The organism is Rhodococcus sp. BH5, assembly GCF_027583855.1.
Taxonomy (GTDB): Bacteria; Actinomycetota; Actinomycetes; order Mycobacteriales; family Mycobacteriaceae; genus Rhodococcus_F; species Rhodococcus_F qingshengii.
In genome coordinates this window covers 1-18,995 of record NZ_JAJHVW010000021.1, presented here as the reverse complement: position 1 = coordinate 18,995, position 18,995 = coordinate 1, and the positions used below count along the sequence as shown (strand labels likewise).

Sequence of the window (18,995 nt, the reverse complement as noted above, 5' to 3'; positions counted from 1 at the left end):
CCCATCGGCCAGATCGTGTTCAGGACGCGTCTGCGGCCCGTTCGAGCTCCGCGATGTCGATCTTCTTCATCTTCATCATCGCGTCCGTGGCGCGTTGCGCCTTGGCCCGATCCGGATCCTTCATCAGTTCGAGAAGGCGATTCGGGACTACCTGCCAGGACAATCCGAACTTGTCCTTGGCCCATCCGCACGGGCCCTCTTCCCCATCCTCGGTCAGCCTGGACCAGTAGTGATCGACCTCAGCCTGATCGACGCACGGAATCTCGAAAGACACTGCTTCCGAGAACGTGAACATCGGCCCGCCGTTCAATCCGGTGAATCGCTGACCGCCGAGTTCGAAGCTGACGGTCATCACCGAGCCTGCCGGCATTCCGGAGGGCGATCCCTCGACGTACCTTTCGATTCCGAGTATCTGCCCGGAACCGAACACCGAGATGTAGAAGTTGGCTGCTTCTTCTGCTTGGTTGTCGAACCACAAACAGGGAGTGATGGAAGGCATGTTCTGTCCTTGTCGGAGAGGTTACGAAACAGGTGTACAGGGTTATAGACCCGACCCGAAACGAAAACTCATCGCCAGGAACTGCTCAAGCGGACAACGCAGATTCGAGCATCGGCCAGGAACGAACGAGTTCGTCGCGCCAGTACGGCCAACCGTGCGTCCCCACCGGCTGAGCGCTGCGGGTGACATCGACTCCGCGATCACGCAACACCTGAGTGATCTGGTCGGTGCACAGGTTCGATCCCAGTTCCATGACCCCGCCAACGACCAATACCCGGCCCAGGGCAGGAGTATCGAGAGTTTCGTGCGGACCTGGTAGTCCCGATCCCGAGGCGAGATACACCTTGGTGCCGCGCAGCTTGTCGGCATTGGCGAAGATGTCGTGCTCTTGCCAAGCCTCACTGCCGGCCGGACCCCACATCTGCTCCGAACGGGCATTTCCGTTGATCACCACAAGATCGGTCAACGCCTTGCCGAATCCCCCGACAGTTGTGTAGCAGCCGCTGTAGCCGGCGACCGCGTCGTACAACCCGGCTGAGCGCTGGGCCAGGATCAGCGCGGCTTCTGCGCCCATCGAAATCCCGCCGATTGCGTTGTGCCCGTTGGTGGCGAACCTCGTGTCGATCAGTGGGGGAAGCTCTTTCGTCAGGAACGTCTCCCACTTCAGACGACCGAATTTCGGGTGGTCTTCCTGCCAATCGGTGTACATGGTGCCGGTTCCACCGATGGGGAGTACGACGTTCACGTTTTTGTCGGCAAAGAACGGGACGATATCGCCGTTAGCCGGAGCCAGCCAGTTGTTCTCTTCGATCTGCCCGGAATTGCCGTCCAGGAGATACAGCGTCCCGCGCGGTTCCGAGCGGTCGGCAGGAAGCAGCACTTTCACCTGCATGGTGCGCCTCATGGCGGGACTCGCGACGTCGAGAAGCACCAAGCGCGAAGACAGTTCGGTGACACTCGTTATCTGCGGAGTCTCGTCGGCGAGCGCGGTCGAAGGCGGCGCCAGTACTGAAATCAAGGCGAGCGCGCCTACGAGAACGACGCTTCGAAGACTTGCTCGTTGGGGCCTCACACGCCGAGCGACGCGGCGATCATCGGCCACGAGTCGTGTAAGTCGTCTTCCCAGTATCCCCATGAATGCGTTCCTGCCGGCTTGAAGTTGTAGCGAATGTTGTTCATACCCAATGCGTTCGTCCTGTCCGCAAGCTGGGTGGTGCAGTAGTGAGTTGCCGCCTCGATTCCGCCACCGAGAACAAGCTGCAACGCCAAATCTGTGACGTCGTTGTCGATCCGCGGATCGGCAAGTCTGTCGTACGGACCCGGAATTCCGGTTGCGGTTGTGATGTACATCGGGATTCGAGGTAGCTTGTCCGCGTTGACAACCGGATCGTGAGCCGGCCAACCCGGACCATCGTACGGACCCCACATGTTTTCCGCGTCACCCCCACCGACGGCGACCACGAGTTTCACGAAGTCCTGCCCGATGCCCGGACTCGTCATCGCGCACCCGCTGAAGGACCCGACACTCTTGTACAGCGCGGGCGCCGCCATAGCCAGATCCAGTACCGACGTGCCTGCCATCGACAGGCCTGCCAGTGCGTTCTCGCCGGTCGTCCCGAACGTCGAATCAATGACTGGCGGTAGTTCTTCCGTCAGGAACGTGGTCCACATGGTGACCCCGTTGTTGTTGCCGGATTTCGCGAGGCCGGGGTCCGGCCGCTCCCAATCGGTGTAATAGCTGAATGCTCCACCGAGAGGGGTGACCACGTTGACGTGCTTGTCCGCGAAGAACTTCGGTGCGTCGGTCCGCACCGACCACGTCGCGTCGTCTTTTCCTCCGTCTACTCCGTTGAGTAGGTAGAGCGTCGGAGCAGGCGTCGAAGTATCAGCCGGCCGCAAGACCTGCAACGGAATGTCGCGCCCCATCGACGGTGAGTACACCGAGATGTCGACCAGCCTGCTGTCCGCCGACTGAGCGTGACCCGGTGCGGTGAGGAGCTGGAGCCCACACACTGCCGTGGCCAACGCCACGAAGACACGGAAAACCGTTCGTAACGCACGAGTCTCGATCATCCGGGTCACTCTCTTCGGCAGCGGAACCTTTCGAACGGTACCGCCTGAAACAGGCAAACCCGACGTGATCGGAAATACTCGATCCGGTCGACACGGAAAGGCTCACGCACCGAGTGCGTGAGCCTTTCTCGTCAGACGACGCTTACTTGGGCGTAACCGTGCCGCCGCTGAGCGTGGTCAGTGCGTCGACGAGACGCTGACCGAGGTTGTTGACGCTTCCGATGGCTTCACCGAGAGATCCCATGAGTTTCCTCCTGCAGTTTGTCGAAATTGAAGTAACTACACCCGGAGCGGGCGTGGCAATGTCGCGCTGAATTAGGGGGTGGGGTCCTTGGAGATGGTCTCTACCGATCCCATGAAGGTCTTGAGCAGACCGTCAGCGCTGAACAGTGATCCCAGGCCCTGAACAACAGCGCCGAGAATTCCTTCCATTGAACCCATGTGAATCTCCTTGAGAGGTCAGAGGTCAGCTGCCAAAAGCACCCGACAGTGCTGTGACAGCTGCGTCACATCTGTAATGTATCCGTGACGTGGGTAACAGTAATCATACGAACGACCAGTTGGCAAAGGATTCCGACAATGGGGTCATTATTTCGACTAATAAGGTCTGCTACTGAAAAAATTCCGGCCAATCGGTCGAATTTGACCAATTCTGTCGCCGCATTGATCAACCGCCCCAAATCCTGCGGTTACCCACCAGTAAACTGAAATCATGTCTAGCGCAACCTCACTCACGCAGGTAGCTAATTTCCGGTGGCACCGCCATCAACTCGACCGAGCGGTTGTCGGTGACGCCGATCACAGCGATTGCAGCATTCTCGATCTCGGGATTCAGAACACCGGACCTGACGGAGCCGCCTGGGCCCTGCGGATCCGCGGCGTCCGCGTCGACGCCACTGAGCTCGCTCTTGCCTGGACGTTGCGCGGAGCCCCCCACTATTACCGTCGGGGTGACCTGCCTGCCGTCGCCGCCGCCACGTCGCCGTTCAGCGAAGCCGATGCAGCCAAGCGCATTTACGACGCGAATCGGCCCCTGAAGGCCGCCGGCATCCCGACGCTGACTGCCCTGCAAACAGTTGCTGCTGCGATGCGGGACATCGTCTCGAAACCAACCGTCAAGGGCGAGATGTCCGCGCAGTTGACCAACCGATTGACCGAGCCCTATCTGAGATTCTGCCGCCCGTGCAACGCCACTCATCTGTACGAGATGCCGTTCCGGCTCGCGGCACTCCAGGCAGGCCTCGAGCTACAGCCGGACACATCTCCCCCAGTGCTCGAACGCATTCCGGGTTGGCGCCGACGCCCATTCAGCGCCACGGGCGCAGACGCAGATTCCCGCTTCGACGTGATCCGGGGTTATCTGCGGTTCTACGGCCCCGCGACTCCTGCTCACGTCGCGTCGTTTCTCGATGCTCCGGTCAGGGACGTCAAAGCCCACTGGCCAATCGATGCCGAGGAGATCGAGGTGAACGGCGAGAAGCGGTGGATTCTCGAACAGGACCGCGAAGACTTGTTCGGCTCCCCCACCGATTCGAGTACGCGCTTGCTCGGGCCTTTCGATCCGTATGTACAGCTCAAGGATCGGGAGACCCTGGTCCCCGATCCGACCGCCCAGAAGACGGTGTGGCCGCCCCTCGGGCGACCGGGCACGGTGGTGGTCGGTGGCACGATCACCGGATTGTGGCGACCACGAGCATCCGGAAAGAAGCTGAAGGTCGCGATCACCCCGTGGGGAACGTGGTCACGATCGGCCCGCGCAGCAATGGCCCAGCAGGCCGAAATACTTGCCGAATTTCGCGGCGTCGAGCTCTCCGAACTGGTCGAAGTATCTTGATCGAGCCAGTGGCATCCGGATAATTCCAGCTCACACCCGCCCCGATTCGGAGAAGGAAACCCCCAACGATAACCTGAATGCGACCTTCGCACGCACCCTTGTTCAGGAGAGATGATGGCCGACTTCCTCTATGAGGACCTGTTGCCGATCGGTGATGACACCACCGAGTACCGATTGCTCACCACCGAAGGGGTGTCGACAGTCGAGGGACCGGACGGCCGCACCTTCCTGCAGGTCGAGCCGGAAGCGATGCGCTTGCTGACTGAAACGGCGCTGCACGACATCTCTCATTACCTGCGCACGGATCACCTGACGCAACTCGCGAGCATCCTCGACGATCCCGAAGCGTCGAACAACGACAAGTTCGTCGCGCTCGATCTGCTCAAGAACGCCAATATCGCCGCTGCCGGGGTTCTGCCGATGTGCCAGGACACCGGAACCGCCATCGTCATGGGCAAGCGTGGACAGCATGTGCTCACCCCCGGCGACGACGAGAAGTCCATTGCCCGCGGTGTCTACGACGCCTACACGCGTCTGAACCTGCGCTACTCGCAGAACGCCCCCATCACGATGTGGGACGAGAAGAACACCGGCAACAACTTGCCCGCGCAGATCGAGCTGTACGCCGATACTGCTGCCGGACACGAGAACTCGTACAAGTTCCTCTTCATGGCCAAGGGCGGCGGAAGCGCCAACAAGTCCTACCTGTACCAGGAAACCAAAGCGATCCTCAATCCCGACTCGATGATGCAGTTCCTCGAGGCGAAGATCCGCTCACTCGGCACCGCAGCCTGCCCGCCCTACCACCTTGCAATCGTCGTCGGCGGTACTTCGGCCGAGTTCGCGATGAAGACGGCGAAGTACGCGTCGGCGCACTATCTCGACGAATTGCCCACCGAAGGCGCCATCACGGGTCGCGGCTTCCGCGATCACGAGCTCGAGAAGAAGGTTTTCGAGCTGACGCAGAAGATCGGTATCGGAGCACAGTTCGGCGGCAAGTACTTCTGCCACGACGTCCGCGTCGTCCGACTCCCCCGCCACGGCGCTTCGTTGCCCGTCGCCATTGCGGTGTCCTGCTCGGCAGATCGACAGGCGAAGGCCAAGATCACCCCGGAGGGCGTGTTCCTGGAACAGCTCGAATTCAACCCGGGCCGTTTCCTGCCCGAGGTCACGGACGCTCAGCTCGACGAAGAGACGGATGGCATTTCGGGTACCGGCAAGGGCGCTGCGGTCAAGATCGATCTGACCAAGCCGATGTCGGAGATCCTCGCCGAGCTCTCCAAGCACCCGGTGAAGACTCGTCTCTCCTTGACCGGTCCGCTCGTCGTGGCACGCGACATCGCGCACGCCAAGATCAAGGAACGCCTCGACGCAGGCGAAGAGATGCCGCAGTACCTCAAGGATCACCCGGTGTACTACGCCGGCCCCGCCAAGACGCCCGACGGTATGGCATCCGGTTCGTTCGGCCCGACCACGGCCGGCCGTATGGACTCGTACGTCGAGCAGTTCCAGGCCGCCGGTGGCTCGATGATCATGCTCGCCAAGGGAAACCGCTCCAAGCAGGTCACCGACGCCTGCAACTCGCACGGCGGTTTCTACCTCGGATCCATCGGTGGACCGGCCGCTCGCCTGGCGCTCGACTGCATCAAGAAGGTCGACATCCTCGAGTACGCCGAACTCGGGATGGAAGCCGTCTGGAAGATCGACGTCGAGGACTTCCCCGCGTTCATCGTCGTCGACGACAAGGGCAACGACTTCTTTGCGCACACCGGTGAAGTGACCCTGACGATCGGTAAGCGTCCAGGCCTGTAGACACGTCAACAGCAAAGAGCCCCGGCGAGTTTCGATCGCCGGGGCTCTTTTGTGTCTTTGTCAGGTCCAGAGCGCGGCCACGAAGACGGTCACGATCGACAACCCGCCGACGACGTGTACCAGATTCGGATTGGGCTGGCCCTTCTTCTGCTTCGCCCGGGTGATCTCGGCAAGCGCCACGATGACCAGCGAAAGCACCAGCTTCACAGCGATCTTCGCGTGAATGTAGTTCTTGTCCAGGGCGCCTTCGCCCAACCCGACGATGATCAGGCCGGACACGAACTGCATCCTGGCACCCCACACCATGACCTCGGTGATCGAAGGAGCCTTGAGGACGGTGAAGTAGCTACCGACCAGGGCAGCCATGCCGAGTAGGTGAATCACTACAAAGACGTTGTATAGAACAGACATACAAGCACTTTAACTTGTACCTTGTTCTGGCCGAACGGAACTGCGACTTCTCTCAGAGAATTCCGGCTTCGGATGCGGCGGAACGATATTTCGCTGCCAAGGTGTCCACCGTCTCGTGTGCGTTGAGACCACTGGGATTGGGCACGATCCACAGTTTTGCCCCCTCGAAATCACGGTCCTGACGCCCGGCCTTCGCCTTCTTGTCACCGAAAGCTGTTCGATAGGCGGTGATCCCGGCGAAGGCAACGACTACTGGATTGGTTGCGCGCACGATGTTTCGGACCCGAACTCCGCCAGTTGCGAGTTCCTCCGACGTCAATTCATCGGCGCGCGCAGTTGCCCGCACCGCCAAATTGGTGATGCCCACTCCCCGATCGATCAGATGCTGTGTGTCAGCGTCCGACATACCCGCGGAAGGATCGATCGCATGCTCGATTATGCCTGCCCGCAGCAGTGCCGGATAGAACCGATTACCCGGTCTGGCGAAATGCGCGCCGGTCGCCGCCGTCCACAGTCCCGGATTGATACCGACGAACAACAGCCGGCAATCCGGCCCGATCAGATCCTCGATCTCGGCGTCTCGGAACGATTCCAGTTCGGCGCGCGTGAATCCCATGCAGCCAGTACATCAGGCCGTCACGACAGCGCTTCGCGCACCTCGTCGATCGCGTCGTGCATCATCTGCTCGTACACATCGATGTCCGGAATCGAGGCCGGACTGCTGGTGATGCTGATCGTCACAGTGTCCCCGATCCCGTGTACGCCGTGGGTCAACGACATGACCGGCGACAAACTCGGGAAGCCCGCTGTGAACCGAACGACGCCGCCTCCGAGCACCAGATCCGCGTCACCGCGCGCGACACTCGACACCACGGTGTTTCCAGTGACCTCGTCGGGTACTGCCGTGAAATCGTATTGCTGCACGCCCCAACGGACCAGCGGGCCGGGAACCGCGTTCAGCGCGAGATCCGACGCTGCGCTGGATGGATGGGACGCACGTGCGCGACGCTCGTCCATCGACTCCCTGATCAATTGGGCTCGCTCACGAAGATCATCGACTTCCGGGAACAGCCCGACACCTGCATTGCGGAAGTGATTGCGCGCCGTGGGTGTACCTGCCTTGGCGATGGTCACCTCAGCTCCCAATTCGGGCGGTACCGAGCCGTCTCGCTCGGTGAGGTAGTTCGCCATCGCTACCGAGATGGCTGTCATCGCTCCGACTGTGACGGATACGCCGTCGCCACGGAAATCGGCGCTGTCCCGCACGACCATGCGCACCAGTCGGTGCGGTCCGGGAGGGATGTTCGAGCGCACCTTCGGACGGCTCGCCGCCTGCGGCGCAACAACTCCCGATTCGGTGTCCGCCTGCAGCTGTAACTGCGCGCGGTGCCCCGCCCGGCCGTCGCGGAACAGCGAAACGAGTTGGCCCGGAAGGCGCAGGGCGGCGCGGCCCAGAATCTCGGCTGATCCGCTACGCCGCACGTCCGTCTTCTGCTTCGCGAGCGGTTGCGGCGAGAACAGTTGGCGAGCAATCGCCGACGCGCGTTTGCCGTCCGCCAGAGAATGAGCGACCTGCAGAACTGCGATCAGCGCCGGGCCACTGCAGCGCGGCACGCCGGTGACGCCGTGAAACAGGTGCAGCGTCCACGGGGACTCGCGCGGGTCGACGTGGTTCTCGAGTAGTTTCTCGATTCCGGGAATGCACGAGAGCCACGAGTTTTCGGGCAGCTCATGCACTCTCACCAAGGAGGCGTCGACCGGCATGGGCTCCCACACCGGATAGTCGAGGTGCCACGGCGATTCACGAATCCGAACATTGAGATCCGGAATGAGCGACGCTCTTTCCACCACCGAGCGTCGTAGCTCGTCCATGTGCTGGCTCTGCCCGTCGAAACAGTAGAGCAGCAGCTGATCGTTCGGGATCTTCTCCGAAATCCAGAAGGTTTGGGCATCGGTGGGCGTCATCCGTAACACCGGGAGACGGTACCACCGGCTTGTCAGCTCTTTTCTGCAGCAGCTTTCAGCTGGGACAGGCCCTTCTCGAAATCCTTTCCGACAAGCTTGTCCATGCTGAAGATGAAACCGAAGATCTTGAAGAACAGATTCTTCTTTCCGGTCATCTTCCACGTCACCTGAACTTCACCGGAATTCGGCGAGATGAGAAACGTGGTGACGTTCTGCGCCTTGAACGGCTTGAGGAAGGCCAGGTCCAAAACTACTCGTTCATTCGGGACGGATTCGGTGATCACCATCGAACCGGAGCCCGCCTTCTTGTTTCCCGCCCAGGCGTACGAAGCCCCGACGCCCGCGTCAGGCCCCGCGTACGTACGCTGCATCGCCGGGTCGAGACCTTCCCACGGCGACCACTGAGTCCACTGATGGAAATCGTTGATCAACGCGAAGACGACCGGTGCTTCTGCCTTGACGATCTTCGTACGTTCTACCAGGAATTCGTTGGAATTCTGCGAAGCCATCGTCGATCTCCAATTCTCGGGCGTGACAAGTGTTCGGAATTATCCACGGTCGACGAGATCGGAGCGAGTCGACACTCAGTCCCGCAGGCACAGGCAGAAATAGTGACCGACCGGGTCGCGGTACACGCGGAAAGTCTGATGCTCCGGAATGTCGGTCACCCGCTGCGCTCCAAGGTTCGTCACCCAAGCCTCGGCGGGGTCGAGAGAATCCACGAACAGATCCAGATGGATCCCGACACCGGAGGTCGGCCAGTCCACCGGAACGAAATCCGGAGCGAGCTGAAACGCGAGCCGCTCCCCGCCGGGTCCTTCGATCACGTGCCAATCATCCTCGTCGCGAACACTTTTCCACTCGAGGACCTGGACGTAGAAGCTGGCCAATGCGGCCGGATCCGGGCAGTCCAGGACTGTGTAGTCCATACCGATGTTCGGGCGCGTCACTGTGCCTTCTTCTCCTGAACTTTCTTACGCACGAACAACAACGGAAGAACCAGCGTCGCAACGGCGGTTACCAGCCACACGACGACGGTTCCCAGAATCCACGTCGAGACACCGGAGATCGACAGATTGGAGAAGAGCGACGCCACCAACAGCGCGACAAATGTCGACACCAATCCGATTCCGCCGAGAAATGCCGGTGCATGGCGCTTTGCCACCGTGGCGATGAACGGCGCCAGGACCGACTGCGCAATCGCAAAGATCACGACCGCAACGATGAATCCGGATGTGGGCGCCGAGAAGCCCGAAAGAATCAACGACGCAACTAGAAGCCCGACAGCGGCAGAACCCAGGAAGATCGCGGCGCGAATCAGGAAGCTGATCATTTGTTGATCCTATATGTCGGATATCAAGGAGAACAGATATTCACAATCCCAGAGATTCCTGCACCTCTCGCAATGTCCGGGCAGAAGATCGGAGCCCCGAAGCCTCTCCTTCCGATAGCGGTACTTCGAGGACTCGGCCGGCACCAGCACGACCAACCATCGTGGGAAGGGACAGGCAAACGTGCTCGAGTCCGTGGACGCCGCTCTGCAAAGTCGACACCGGCAGAACCCGTTGTTCGTCCCGCAACACGACTTCCGCGATGAATTCGCTCGACAATCCGATGGCGAGGTTGGTCGCACCCTTACCCTCGATGATCTCGTAAGCACTCTCGACTACAGACTTCGCTACTTTCGCGCGTAGGTCGGGGCCGAGGACGCCACCCGACGGTCCCACGAACGAGGTTGCCGGCACTCCGCCGATGGTTGCGCTCGACCAGAGCGGAATCTCGGAATCCCCGTGCTCGCCCACGATGAAGGCATGAACGTTCTCCACCGCGACTCCGAGTTCGGTAGCCAGCAGGAATCGCAATCGGGCCGTGTCCAGCACGGTCCCAGATCCGAAAATTCGGCCGCGGTACGACGGTCCCGCAGCCTGGATAGCTGCGTAGGTCGCCACGTCGACCGGGTTGGTGACGAAGAGAAGGACCGCGTCCGGTGACACCGCCAACAGTTGTTCGGTCAGTGTCTGCGCGATCTTGACGTTCACCGCGGCAAGTTCGAGCCGCGACTGACCGGGATGCTGTTTGGCGCCCGCGGTGACGACGACCAAGTCGGATCCCGCGGTGACCGAGATGTCATCGCCTCCGTCGACAGTGCACGGCGGTGTGAACTGGGTGCCGTGGTTGAGATCGAGAACTTCGGCCCGGACCTTTGCGCTGTTGGTGTCGTAGAGGGCGAGCGCGTCGGCCGATCCGCGTATCAGGCACGCATACGCAATTGCGGTGCCGACACTTCCCGCACCGACAACGGACACTTTTCGTCTGGATGAACGATTCGGCGTCGTCATGGGTAAATGGTGCTCGCTCGATAACGATTTCGCAGTACAACGGATTGCCAGTCTCTTCTCAGGGTTTGGATGCAGACCTCTCAGAATCGACGTGGATGATCGCTGACATGGCTGAGGTAACCGTTCTTGCAGTTGGCGGCACCGGCGAATCCCACGTCGGCGACCACGGCGCCCGTGTGCGCGGACTCCTCAGTGCCGTCACCGACGAACTCGACAGTCGATTCGATTCTCGCTGGGTCGCTTATCCCGCATCGTACGGTCCGGTCGCCGACGGTGGCCTGAGCTTTCGGCACAGCACCGCGATGGGTGTGAAGGCCCTCACCGCCGAAATCGCACAGACAGACGGCCCGGTCATGCTGATCGGATACTCACAGGGATGCACCGTGATCCGCTCGGCTCTTCCGACGCTGAACCGCGCCAACATCATCGGAGTCGGACTGATCTCCGATCCTCAACAACCGGCAGGCGTGATCGAAGGTTGTGAGGGACACGGAGTTGCCGGCGACGGACCCGAGATCCAGCCGTGGATTCCGGTCAAGTGGATCGGGCACCCGCAGGACATGATCTGTAATGCCAGCGACGACAGCTACATTCGCGACATCGCAGACTTGACGCGCTGGATGTCCTTCTCGCAGGCACGCGTGTGGGCAGGAAAGGTTTGGGAACTACTTCGTAGCAATGCTTTCCAGAATGCGCAGAAGACTCGTTTCAGTCCCAAACAGTGGCGTACCGATCTACGACGTATTCGCACCGCGTTCCTCGAAGTACTTGGTTACCTGCCGACGAAGTTGAACCTGAACCGATTTCAGCTCAAGAACCCTCGCGGCGGTAGACACATCAGCTACGCGATCGAACCTCTCGACGAGAGCGGACTGACCGGGTGTGAGCTTCTGGCGTCGTGGATGAAGGTCCACGCGAGCGGCGTCGGGCAGCGCATTCACGCGGCCTGACCTTTACCGTTAGTTTACCTAACGAACCCCGGCGAGCCATTCGACGCCTCTACGTTCCTTTCATGCAACTGAGCAGAATATTGTCGTGCGCCGCCGTGACCGTCGCACTCCCCCTCACCGCCCTGGCGGCCCCGGCCGCCGCATCGCCAACCGGCAGTCTCGACTGGTCCGGTTCGTTCGGTAGTTCAGCGCCCCAGCCGGTTTCGACGTTCGACGTCCAAGCCCACCGCGGCGGGCTCGGCCTGTACACGGAAAGCAGCCTGGCCGCGTTCGCGAATGCCCTCGAAATGGGCGTCAGCACACTGGAACTCGATACCCAGATCACCGAGGACGGGATCGCTGTCGTCACGCACGATCGTAAGATCTCGAACAAGAAATGCCTCGACACCGAGCCCGCAACTGCGGGTGACCCGGAGTTCCCGTACGTCGGCAAATTCGTCAACACGCTGAGCCTGCAGCAGATCAAGACCATGGACTGCGGCACTCTCCCCCTTGCCGGATACCCTGAACAGCAGAATGTTCCGGGAGCGAAAATGCAGACGCTCGAAGAAGTGCTTGCCCTGGTGAAGTCGTACAACGCACCCGGAATCAAGCTCAACATCGAGACCAAGGTGGAAGCGGGAGCGCCTCACGAGACCGCCCCGCGTGAGCAGTTCGTCTCTGTAGTCCTCGATACGATCCGGGCAGCCGGATTGTTGGACAGCGTCACCATTCAGAGCTTCGACTGGGGCTCGCTCATGCTCACCCGTCAACTCGCGCCGAGTGTCCCCGTCGTTGCGCTCACAAACGGCGACTTTCTCCAGGTAGGCAAGGACGGAGCGTCACCGTGGCTCGGCGGTCTGGACATCGATGATTTCGGTGGCGACGGCATCGCGGCGGTAGCAACCTTTGGTGCCTCCGCCTACTCCCCCGTCCAAGGAACTCCGCAGGGCGGAAAGGTCGGGGATCCCGGTTTCACCCTCTATCCGACAGCCGACATGATCGCGAGCGCACATGCGCGTGGCATGAAGGTCATCCCGTGGACCGTCGATGATCCCGCTACCATGCACGCCCTGATCGACCTCGGTGTCGACGGGATCATCACCGACTACCCCGATCGTCTCCGAGCCGTTCTGGCCGAGCGAGGCATGCCACTACCTGCACCTGCGGTCAAGAAGTAGCCTCCACCGCGCACCGAAGCAGGTACCTGAACAGGTACTACGGCCGATGTCCCCGGGGTCCGGTCGGCCGCATCCTGGACAGGTACTTGCTCGGGTGATCGGAGGTGAATTCTGATGATGTCTTTGAAGGATCAGTTGGACAACTGCGAATACCTACTTGCCGACGCGGAAATGGCCGGCGACTGGAATGCGGTCCGGCGATTCAGGGAATACCGGCTCAGGCTCGTTCGACAACTGTGCAGGCAAAGGGCCGCCGGCCTCTGCGCCTAGAGGCCCGACCTCCGTATCTGAGCTGGTCCCTCTGGGCGGTTACGATCCGCCGTCGCCCGAGTCACAGTCGGGTGCTCTCACCAATTGAGCTACAGAAGGTATGGACCGCAGCGCTTTTCGACTGCGATCTTTCTCTGCCGAACCATACGGGCCCGCATCTCGTCCGCGCTACTGATTTTCGAGTAGACGATCTACACCGACCACCGCTGTGAGTTCGGTTTCCGCGTCCCCGCGGGGACGTCCTCGGCAAGGCCACACCGAATCACCGCTGACCAGCAGTCGATGGAATGATGACCTGCGTGTCCATGTCTCCACCGCTGCCCGTCAAGAACGGGGTTGGCCCGACGCGCCTACGCATCCCGCTCTCGGGGCCGTGGGCGACGATCGCCGAGTACGTCGTGGCCAAGTTCGACCATCTGGACGCCGAGAACCTGTATCGGCGGTTCGACGACGGCGAGTTCGTGGGTATCGACGGCCAGTCGCTCTGCCGGAGCACAGAACTCAGTGCGCACCGGTTCGTCTGGTACTACCGCGAGTTGCCGGCGGAGGACCCGGTGCCGTTCCACGAGGAGATCCTGCACACCGACGACGATCTCGTCGTCATCGACAAGCCACATTTTCTCCCGACCACTCCGAGCGGGCGATACCTGCGTGAGTCGGCGCTCATCCGCCTGCGGGTTCGTCTCGACAACCCAGATCTGACCCCGATCCATCGACTCGACCGCGGCACCGCAGGGGTGGTGATGTTCTCGGCCCGCCCCGCGACGCGCGGCGCGTACCAGTCACTGTTCGAGAAGCGTCAGGTCACGAAGGTTTACGAGGCGGTGTCGGCGCGACCGACCCGGCGGGGCCGGGATGCACCAGCGCTCGACGTCCCTCTCGTTTACCGCAACCACATCGAAGCTCGACGCGGCCAGTTGCGAGTCGTCGTCGACGACAGCCGTGAACCCAACTCCGAGACCATGATCGAGGCGCGAGGGATGGGCGTGAGCGCCTCCGGACGTGCTGTGCTGCACACGGTTCTACGTCCGCAGTCCGGACGGATGCACCAGTTACGGGTGCATCTGGCAGCTCTCGGCACCGGGATCCTGGGCGACCGGCGATACCCCGACCTGCTTCCCGACGCCCCGGACGATCATTCCCTCCCACTCCAATTGCTCGCGAGGGAACTCGAATTCACCGACCCGCTGTCGGGGAAAGCGCGGCGGTTCGTCACCCGTCGGACGCTCAGCGAGATGCCCGTGGGGTGACGACCAGAAGCCGCGGATTTAGACGTTGAAGCGGAACTCGCTCCTGGGCGTTTGCAGGAATTGGTGCGATCAAGAAAAGCCTGCGATCAGGCAAAAGGGCGGTTGACAGTGTTGGACAGGATGTGACGTTCTCGGCACTTCTGCGTACCGACTGCGTACTCTCCGGGCAACGCCATAGAGTGCCGGGCATGACTGACGAACACGCAGACCTTGTCCAGCTTGCTGAGTCGATCGGCCATTCCATTTCCGTGGCCGGCCGCGTCTGGTCGATCCTTCGTGGATCGTCCGACCACCAGCGGCCCGTCTTCGTATCGGACAACCTCGATGAGGCTCGCAACTATCTCGCGCAGCGGACGGCAGGCGTCTGGTGGCACCTCGACATGGATGATCCGACGATCCGGGTTGAGCATCCCAAAGGATCGGGAACCACGACGACGGCGCTGATTTTCGACATGAACGACCCTGATGCAGCTCCAGTATTAGTTCACGGCGGCGTCGGCGGCGAGGCCACTTCCGGATCGATATTCTCCGTCATGGTTCGCGACGGTCAGGTGCCTAGCATCGGGCACTGGTACAAGTAGTGCGGCACTTAAGACTGCGCGACCCCTATGCCATTCATGCCGCCGCGACCGCAATGAAGTCGACCACCTGCGGATCGGCGTACACCCCTTCGGTGCCGACTACGAACTCGAACAGTCCTGGGTAGGACGTCCGGAGATCGTCGGGCACGGGATTCGATTCGATGTCTGCCCACAGCAATCTTTGCTCGTTCGACAATCCGACCCACCAACTCTGCAGTTCGATCAGCACACCGTCGACGTAGTCGGCTACGTCATCGGGAAGGTGAAAGTGCTCGACATCGTTGATATCGGCAAACCATAGCTCGGCGAGCTTGGCTCCTTTGGTGAGTATCTCGTCGACGGACTCGCTCGGAATCTCGGCGCGGGGACAGGCGAAGAGAACGCGGCGGCCCGGCTATCGAGCGCGGTGAACCAGCTCGTGATCTGATCGACAGCGGGAGTGGGCGATTCGCCACGGGTCGTCATGGGGTGATTCTAAGAGTGTCGGATTGTTCGCCCGCATGACCTCTGCTGTCACGGGTCGAGTAATGGGATAGTAATCTGTTCGGGCACCCTTTCCTTGCCAGGTCCGGGCGCGCGGCTCGTCGGCGACGCGGCCACATGCCATTCCGGCGGGCCCTTGATCTCGTGCCGTTTCCTTGTCCGTTCCGGCACGTATGGCCTACCTCTCCAGATCTGCCGGGCCGGGTAGGCCACCTAGACTGCGTACCTAAGCCAATCAGCGGGCGGGGGTGCGCATGGTTCGCTCTGGGAGGTAGTCACTCACACTCCAGAGCGAACCGCCCAGACTGCGCGTTGACGGGAAATCAAGGGCTCGTCACGCGCACGGCCTGCCCGCGGTGTTACTGACGAACACCGTGGGCAGGCCACCCGGAGTGCGGAAGAACTCCGTTCATCCGCACAAGAATTGGTCGGCCTCGCCTTATCTCCTGAAGCTCCACGCCGAAATTCCGTCGGCTATGGCTCCACGAGCCCTAGCGTGAGGGCGTCGCCAACGGAATCGCGTGCACGTCCATTGGCTTCCTTCCTGGCAGAGCTCTTGCGGAACTCCTCCTGAATCTGGCAAGTCCTTCGAAGGCTAAAACTGCACGATGCGCTGCGACGTCACCGGGATTCATCGGTAAGGAACGCTCATGACCTACGTGAACGCTTCAGTCTGCTCAATCCCTCACTCAACCTGTCGACATCCTTCGCCCCTCGCCTAACACTGTGCGCCAAGTAGATCGAAGTTGTCGCCAGATCTCGATGCCCAAGCGCAGCCTGCACGTCGCGAATGTCTGCGCCGAGGTCACAGAGCGACGTCGCGAACCGGTGCCGCAGTGTGTGCAGCGTGTACGGGAGGCCGATCCCTTTCAAGTGTGCCGACGCTATCTGCGTAACCACGTTCGGAATAACCGGCTTGCCGTTTGGGCGCCGGAAAATCAGGCCTTGCCGATGTAGGTACCCATCGAGTTCAGCGAGCACTTCAGGCGATACTCGGACAACTCGATCCGCTCCCTCTTTGCCGTGAACCGTCAAGAACGCGCCGCCTTCCACATCAATCCGGATGTCGTCTCTCGCAACTCGCGCAATCTCCGCCGCCCGTAGGCCGCAGTACCCGGCGAGCAGTAACCACGTGAACAGCTGATGATCGTGGCGCGACGCAATCAGTGCGAGCTCGAGATCCTTCTCCGGTATCGGTCGCGGGACCCGCCTCGCAATTTTCGGCATCACGAGATTCTTCGCGGGATTCTCGGCGATCAGTTCCGAGTCGTGCGCCCACTCGTAAAAGGCACGGACATGCGAGCTGTAGGTCTGCACGCTCGACATTGAGACGCGGAGACTCTGTTGCCATCGATCGAGGTCTTCTACGGTCGCGCCGAGGAGAGGTTTGTCTAGAAACTCCGATAGTCGATTCAGTTGTCCGCGACGGTGATCCATAGTCGACGGCTGCACGTTGCGACGGTTCAGGTAGGAGATGTGCTTGGTTATCGTTTCATCGTTCACGACCGAATCATGGACTCACCGAGCAAGTGTGATCACCGGAGGTTGCCTACCGTTAGTCCTCGTGGTTGTGATCACATCCGGTCGCCCCATAGAAGCTAGCAGTCGTACAATCCGACCGATCTTCCTGTTACGTCCAGTGCGTCTGGTTTGATACCGAGTTATGACGACGCAGAGTTCAGGGCCAGACCTAAATCCGGACGCCGCTTGGCAGGATGGATATAACCTCGGCCTCGCCCACGGAGAAAAGCTCGCTGGCAAGCCGAGTGTCTGGCCCTGGATCCTGCTCGGCGCTGGTGTTGTCATCGGCATTGAACTCATGGTGGTCATTGCAGCTTTCGTCGGTGTCGCAGCGTTCTCAGCTTCCTGACGCGACCCAGCCCAACCTGTCCCCACCCCCCACCCCATCGCGCGGGGTCGGGAGGGTAAGGGAAGACTGGCTCGGGCCCGCACAGACAACAAGACGCCCCACCTCGCAACGAGGTGGGGCGTCTTTGCATTCCGAAAGGTCGTTGGCCGCTACGGCAGATGCACAAGGCGGCGGGAGGCAATTCCACTATCCGCCTCGCCGAGCGCCTGAGCTTCTTTGCCGAGCACAGCGTCAAGCATGTCCGCCACCAAGCTTTGGGAGGTGAGTCCAAGCTTCTCAAACGGCCAACTCCTATGCCCAGTCAGCTTTCCATCGAGCACTGGCACGGAGTACAGCACGTCGTCTCCGCCGTAGATCCCGACTGTGGCACCTGCGCCAGGCCCTAACTGTTCCTCAACCCATCCGAGTGTGTCTGAGCCAACGACGGCGATCAGTATGCGCTCGGTCGTGACGGAGATCGGCTGACGAGACTTAAGATCAGCGTCGTTTCCAGATAAAACGCCACTTACGAGACGGTTTGCTGCCTCAAGCCGATCCTCTGAATCGTCATCGAGGATTCGAACAAGGTACTCATCACCCTCGGGGTCGATGTAGTGATGCTGTTCGTGGATCCATCGCTTGGCATCCGGGTCGGCGCCAGCGAACTCCAGGATCTCGTCCGTGTCAGCCATCAGCTCAGGCAAGGTCTTCCGGCCCCCGATCAGGTCGGGGATCTGCGGCGACGACAAGGACCATCCGTAGTCGGGACCATACGACGTGTAGATGATATGCAGGTCAGCCATTGCCGACCACCTTCCTTGCTTCCTCGATACTCAAACCGACTTGTACGACCAGAATATTTCTGACGACACCCGGAGCGATCGTTACCCCATTGTGGAACGCCCAGAGTAGGTCAGGTCTTCCCTCGGACCTCAACTTAGTATGACTTCCAGATCCGCTCTTGGGTACTGGACGGTAGCCGAGCTGCTTCTTGAGGATCGATTTCAGCTTGGTTGCCTTGTAGGAGGGAAAACCTCCGTTGTTCACCATGACGAGAACGGATCTTGCTCGACGCAGCGGCGGGTACCCTGACTCATGTCGACATCAACCTGTCGGCCGGGCCCTGGAGATGTTTGCCGCATCTGCCGGGGCTGATCTTTTGCAGCCCCGGAATCATCGCACGCTGCAATTCATCAGCATCATCCGAACCGGGCTAATCGGTCGGAGAACCCACAAAGGCCCCACCTCGGTGCGAGGCGGGGCCTTTGTTGTGGGGCTACTGCGCGAGATCGGTTCGTTTGCCGCGGCCAGGGCGGTTGGCGTTCCATTTGTCGATTGTCTCGGGTAGCCAGCCGCGTACGGAGCCGCGAGGGATGGTGCCGTCGTCGTTGACCGGGCCCCCGACCCCACCGCTGGATGCGATGAGATCGGGGGCGTTGTCGTGCGAGTGCAGGGGTCGGGCGGGGTCGGATAGTATGGTTGCGCTGCGGCGATCGAGGGAGTCGGTCCGCCGCGCACG

The 18,995-nt window shown here is 61.0% G+C and carries 22 protein-coding genes, 1 tRNA gene and 1 pseudogene; 7 read left to right on the top strand and 17 right to left on the bottom strand.

All coding sequences use genetic code 11. The annotated features are described in order from the left end of the window. Window positions 1-19: 19 nt before the first annotated feature. From RhoBH5_RS29775 to RhoBH5_RS29760, 4 genes are all read right to left on the bottom strand, one after another. On the bottom strand, window positions 20-499 hold the full coding sequence (locus RhoBH5_RS29775) for a VOC family protein (RefSeq protein WP_050656019.1): 480 nt from the start codon (window positions 497-499) through the stop codon (window positions 20-22). An 85-nt stretch (window positions 500-584) separates the two neighbouring features. Next, window positions 585-1,517, bottom strand: a complete 933-nt coding sequence (locus RhoBH5_RS29770) for an alpha/beta hydrolase (RefSeq protein WP_270009197.1) — start codon at window positions 1,515-1,517, stop codon at window positions 585-587. A 50-nt stretch (window positions 1,518-1,567) separates the two neighbouring features. Beyond that, window positions 1,568-2,572, bottom strand: coding sequence for an alpha/beta hydrolase (locus RhoBH5_RS29765; protein ID WP_007726311.1), 1,005 nt, complete (start codon window positions 2,570-2,572; stop codon window positions 1,568-1,570). A 315-nt stretch (window positions 2,573-2,887) separates the two neighbouring features. Continuing rightward, window positions 2,888-3,013 (bottom strand): hypothetical protein, encoded by a 126-nt coding sequence (locus RhoBH5_RS29760; protein ID WP_019744544.1) that lies wholly within the window; start codon window positions 3,011-3,013, stop codon window positions 2,888-2,890. Window positions 3,014-3,284: 271 nt separating this feature from the next. Between RhoBH5_RS29760 and RhoBH5_RS29755 the strand changes: the two genes are divergently transcribed. Together RhoBH5_RS29755 and RhoBH5_RS29750 are read left to right on the top strand one after the other, a co-directional pair. Then, complete coding sequence (locus tag RhoBH5_RS29755) at window positions 3,285-4,406, top strand: winged helix DNA-binding domain-containing protein (protein ID WP_270009196.1); 1,122 nt, start codon at window positions 3,285-3,287, stop codon at window positions 4,404-4,406. A gap of 114 nt (window positions 4,407-4,520) precedes the next feature. Then, window positions 4,521-6,218, top strand: coding sequence for a fumarate hydratase (locus tag RhoBH5_RS29750; protein WP_007726313.1), 1,698 nt, complete (start codon window positions 4,521-4,523; stop codon window positions 6,216-6,218). Window positions 6,219-6,278: 60 nt separating this feature from the next. On the opposite strand, the gene RhoBH5_RS29745 is transcribed toward RhoBH5_RS29750, so the two are convergent. From RhoBH5_RS29745 to RhoBH5_RS29715, 7 genes are all read right to left on the bottom strand, one after another. Further along, complete coding sequence (locus tag RhoBH5_RS29745; RefSeq protein ID WP_003945214.1) at window positions 6,279-6,629, bottom strand: hypothetical protein; 351 nt, start codon at window positions 6,627-6,629, stop codon at window positions 6,279-6,281. Between the two features lie 52 nt (window positions 6,630-6,681). Then, the gene (locus tag RhoBH5_RS29740; RefSeq protein ID WP_003945221.1) at window positions 6,682-7,245 is read right to left on the bottom strand and encodes a mismatch-specific DNA-glycosylase; all 564 of its coding nucleotides are present in this window, start codon (window positions 7,243-7,245) and stop codon (window positions 6,682-6,684) included. 20 nt (window positions 7,246-7,265) lie between these two features. Continuing rightward, window positions 7,266-8,594: a WS/DGAT domain-containing protein gene (locus tag RhoBH5_RS29735; RefSeq protein ID WP_270009195.1), complete on the bottom strand. Its 1,329-nt coding sequence runs from the start codon at window positions 8,592-8,594 to the stop codon at window positions 7,266-7,268. Window positions 8,595-8,626: 32 nt separating this feature from the next. Next, window positions 8,627-9,103 carry an SRPBCC family protein gene (locus RhoBH5_RS29730; protein WP_030536240.1) on the bottom strand — a complete coding sequence of 159 codons (477 nt, stop codon included), beginning with the start codon at window positions 9,101-9,103 and terminating at the stop codon, window positions 8,627-8,629. A gap of 75 nt (window positions 9,104-9,178) precedes the next feature. After that, complete coding sequence (locus tag RhoBH5_RS29725) at window positions 9,179-9,544, bottom strand: VOC family protein (protein ID WP_042448820.1); 366 nt, start codon at window positions 9,542-9,544, stop codon at window positions 9,179-9,181. Beyond that, a complete protein-coding gene (locus RhoBH5_RS29720) occupies window positions 9,541-9,927 on the bottom strand; it encodes a phage holin family protein (RefSeq protein ID WP_003945275.1) in 387 nt (128 codons plus the stop codon). The genes RhoBH5_RS29725 and RhoBH5_RS29720 overlap by 4 nt, the downstream gene beginning before the upstream one ends. 40 nt (window positions 9,928-9,967) lie before the next feature. Next, window positions 9,968-10,933: an L-lactate dehydrogenase gene (locus RhoBH5_RS29715; protein WP_270009194.1), complete on the bottom strand. Its 966-nt coding sequence runs from the start codon at window positions 10,931-10,933 to the stop codon at window positions 9,968-9,970. 107 nt (window positions 10,934-11,040) lie between these two features. On the opposite strand from RhoBH5_RS29715, the gene RhoBH5_RS29710 reads away from it, so the two are divergent. Together RhoBH5_RS29710 and RhoBH5_RS29705 are read left to right on the top strand one after the other, a co-directional pair. Beyond that, a complete protein-coding gene (locus RhoBH5_RS29710; protein ID WP_037126338.1) occupies window positions 11,041-11,883 on the top strand; it encodes a PE-PPE domain-containing protein in 843 nt (280 codons plus the stop codon). A 62-nt stretch (window positions 11,884-11,945) separates the two neighbouring features. Further along, window positions 11,946-13,043, top strand: coding sequence for a glycerophosphodiester phosphodiesterase family protein (locus tag RhoBH5_RS29705; protein ID WP_179090764.1), 1,098 nt, complete (start codon window positions 11,946-11,948; stop codon window positions 13,041-13,043). 293 nt (window positions 13,044-13,336) lie between these two features. On the opposite strand, the gene RhoBH5_RS29700 is transcribed toward RhoBH5_RS29705, so the two are convergent. After that, window positions 13,337-13,412 (bottom strand) — tRNA-His (locus tag RhoBH5_RS29700). A 188-nt stretch (window positions 13,413-13,600) separates the two neighbouring features. On the opposite strand from RhoBH5_RS29700, the gene RhoBH5_RS29695 reads away from it, so the two are divergent. Then, a complete protein-coding gene (locus RhoBH5_RS29695) occupies window positions 13,601-14,563 on the top strand; it encodes a pseudouridine synthase (RefSeq protein WP_270009193.1) in 963 nt (320 codons plus the stop codon). A 188-nt stretch (window positions 14,564-14,751) separates the two neighbouring features. Beyond that, complete coding sequence (locus tag RhoBH5_RS29690) at window positions 14,752-15,144, top strand: hypothetical protein (RefSeq protein WP_270009192.1); 393 nt, start codon at window positions 14,752-14,754, stop codon at window positions 15,142-15,144. 34 nt (window positions 15,145-15,178) lie between these two features. Here RhoBH5_RS29690 and RhoBH5_RS29685 read toward each other — a convergent pair whose 3' ends face one another. After that, window positions 15,179-15,373 (bottom strand): hypothetical protein, encoded by a 195-nt coding sequence (locus RhoBH5_RS29685; RefSeq protein ID WP_270009191.1) that lies wholly within the window; start codon window positions 15,371-15,373, stop codon window positions 15,179-15,181. A 902-nt stretch (window positions 15,374-16,275) separates the two neighbouring features. Next, window positions 16,276-16,953 (bottom strand): tyrosine-type recombinase/integrase, encoded by a 678-nt coding sequence (locus RhoBH5_RS29680; RefSeq protein ID WP_270009190.1) that lies wholly within the window; start codon window positions 16,951-16,953, stop codon window positions 16,276-16,278. A gap of 337 nt (window positions 16,954-17,290) precedes the next feature. On the opposite strand from RhoBH5_RS29680, the gene RhoBH5_RS29675 reads away from it, so the two are divergent. Then, the gene (locus RhoBH5_RS29675; RefSeq protein WP_270009189.1) at window positions 17,291-17,497 is read left to right on the top strand and encodes a hypothetical protein; all 207 of its coding nucleotides are present in this window, start codon (window positions 17,291-17,293) and stop codon (window positions 17,495-17,497) included. Between the two features lie 149 nt (window positions 17,498-17,646). Here the strand turns inward: RhoBH5_RS29675 and RhoBH5_RS29670 are convergent, their stop codons facing one another. The 3 genes and pseudogenes from RhoBH5_RS29670 to RhoBH5_RS29665 all read right to left on the bottom strand — a co-directional run. Further along, entirely contained in the window at window positions 17,647-18,279 is a 633-nt protein-coding gene (locus RhoBH5_RS29670) for a hypothetical protein (RefSeq protein ID WP_270009188.1), read from the bottom strand. Continuing rightward, window positions 18,272-18,526, bottom strand: a complete 255-nt coding sequence (locus RhoBH5_RS32805) for a type II toxin-antitoxin system HicA family toxin (RefSeq protein WP_442972488.1) — start codon at window positions 18,524-18,526, stop codon at window positions 18,272-18,274. The genes RhoBH5_RS29670 and RhoBH5_RS32805 overlap by 8 nt, the downstream gene beginning before the upstream one ends. Before the next feature lie 226 nt (window positions 18,527-18,752). After that, window positions 18,753-18,995: pseudogene (locus RhoBH5_RS29665) on the bottom strand (hypothetical protein); the annotation flags it as partial.

Bases quoted from the DNA above. Each gene is read 5' to 3' on its own strand.
- RhoBH5_RS29775 (WP_050656019.1), bottom strand. From the start codon at position 499: ATGCCTTCCATCACTCCCTGTTTGTGGTTCGACAACCAAGCAGAAGAA.
- RhoBH5_RS29765 (WP_007726311.1), bottom strand. From the start codon at position 2,572: ATGATCGAGACTCGTGCGTTACGAACGGTTTTCCGTGTCTTCGTGGCG.
- RhoBH5_RS29760 (WP_019744544.1), bottom strand. From the start codon at position 3,013: ATGGGTTCAATGGAAGGAATTCTCGGCGCTGTTGTTCAGGGCCTGGGA.
- RhoBH5_RS29755 (WP_270009196.1), top strand. From the start codon at position 3,285: ATGTCTAGCGCAACCTCACTCACGCAGGTAGCTAATTTCCGGTGGCAC.
- RhoBH5_RS29750 (WP_007726313.1), top strand. From the start codon at position 4,521: ATGGCCGACTTCCTCTATGAGGACCTGTTGCCGATCGGTGATGACACC.
- RhoBH5_RS29745 (WP_003945214.1), bottom strand. From the start codon at position 6,629: ATGTCTGTTCTATACAACGTCTTTGTAGTGATTCACCTACTCGGCATG.
- RhoBH5_RS29740 (WP_003945221.1), bottom strand. From the start codon at position 7,245: ATGGGATTCACGCGCGCCGAACTGGAATCGTTCCGAGACGCCGAGATC.
- RhoBH5_RS29735 (WP_270009195.1), bottom strand. From the start codon at position 8,594: ATGACGCCCACCGATGCCCAAACCTTCTGGATTTCGGAGAAGATCCCG.
- RhoBH5_RS29730 (WP_030536240.1), bottom strand. From the start codon at position 9,103: ATGGCTTCGCAGAATTCCAACGAATTCCTGGTAGAACGTACGAAGATC.
- RhoBH5_RS29720 (WP_003945275.1), bottom strand. From the start codon at position 9,927: ATGATCAGCTTCCTGATTCGCGCCGCGATCTTCCTGGGTTCTGCCGCT.
- RhoBH5_RS29715 (WP_270009194.1), bottom strand. From the start codon at position 10,933: ATGACGACGCCGAATCGTTCATCCAGACGAAAAGTGTCCGTTGTCGGT.
- RhoBH5_RS29710 (WP_037126338.1), top strand. From the start codon at position 11,041: ATGGCTGAGGTAACCGTTCTTGCAGTTGGCGGCACCGGCGAATCCCAC.
- RhoBH5_RS29705 (WP_179090764.1), top strand. From the start codon at position 11,946: ATGCAACTGAGCAGAATATTGTCGTGCGCCGCCGTGACCGTCGCACTC.
- RhoBH5_RS29695 (WP_270009193.1), top strand. From the start codon at position 13,601: ATGATGACCTGCGTGTCCATGTCTCCACCGCTGCCCGTCAAGAACGGG.
- RhoBH5_RS29690 (WP_270009192.1), top strand. From the start codon at position 14,752: ATGACTGACGAACACGCAGACCTTGTCCAGCTTGCTGAGTCGATCGGC.
- RhoBH5_RS29680 (WP_270009190.1), bottom strand. From the start codon at position 16,953: ATGTCGAGCGTGCAGACCTACAGCTCGCATGTCCGTGCCTTTTACGAG.
- RhoBH5_RS29675 (WP_270009189.1), top strand. From the start codon at position 17,291: ATGACGACGCAGAGTTCAGGGCCAGACCTAAATCCGGACGCCGCTTGG.
- RhoBH5_RS29670 (WP_270009188.1), bottom strand. From the start codon at position 18,279: ATGGCTGACCTGCATATCATCTACACGTCGTATGGTCCCGACTACGGA.
- RhoBH5_RS32805 (WP_442972488.1), bottom strand. From the start codon at position 18,526: ATGGTGAACAACGGAGGTTTTCCCTCCTACAAGGCAACCAAGCTGAAA.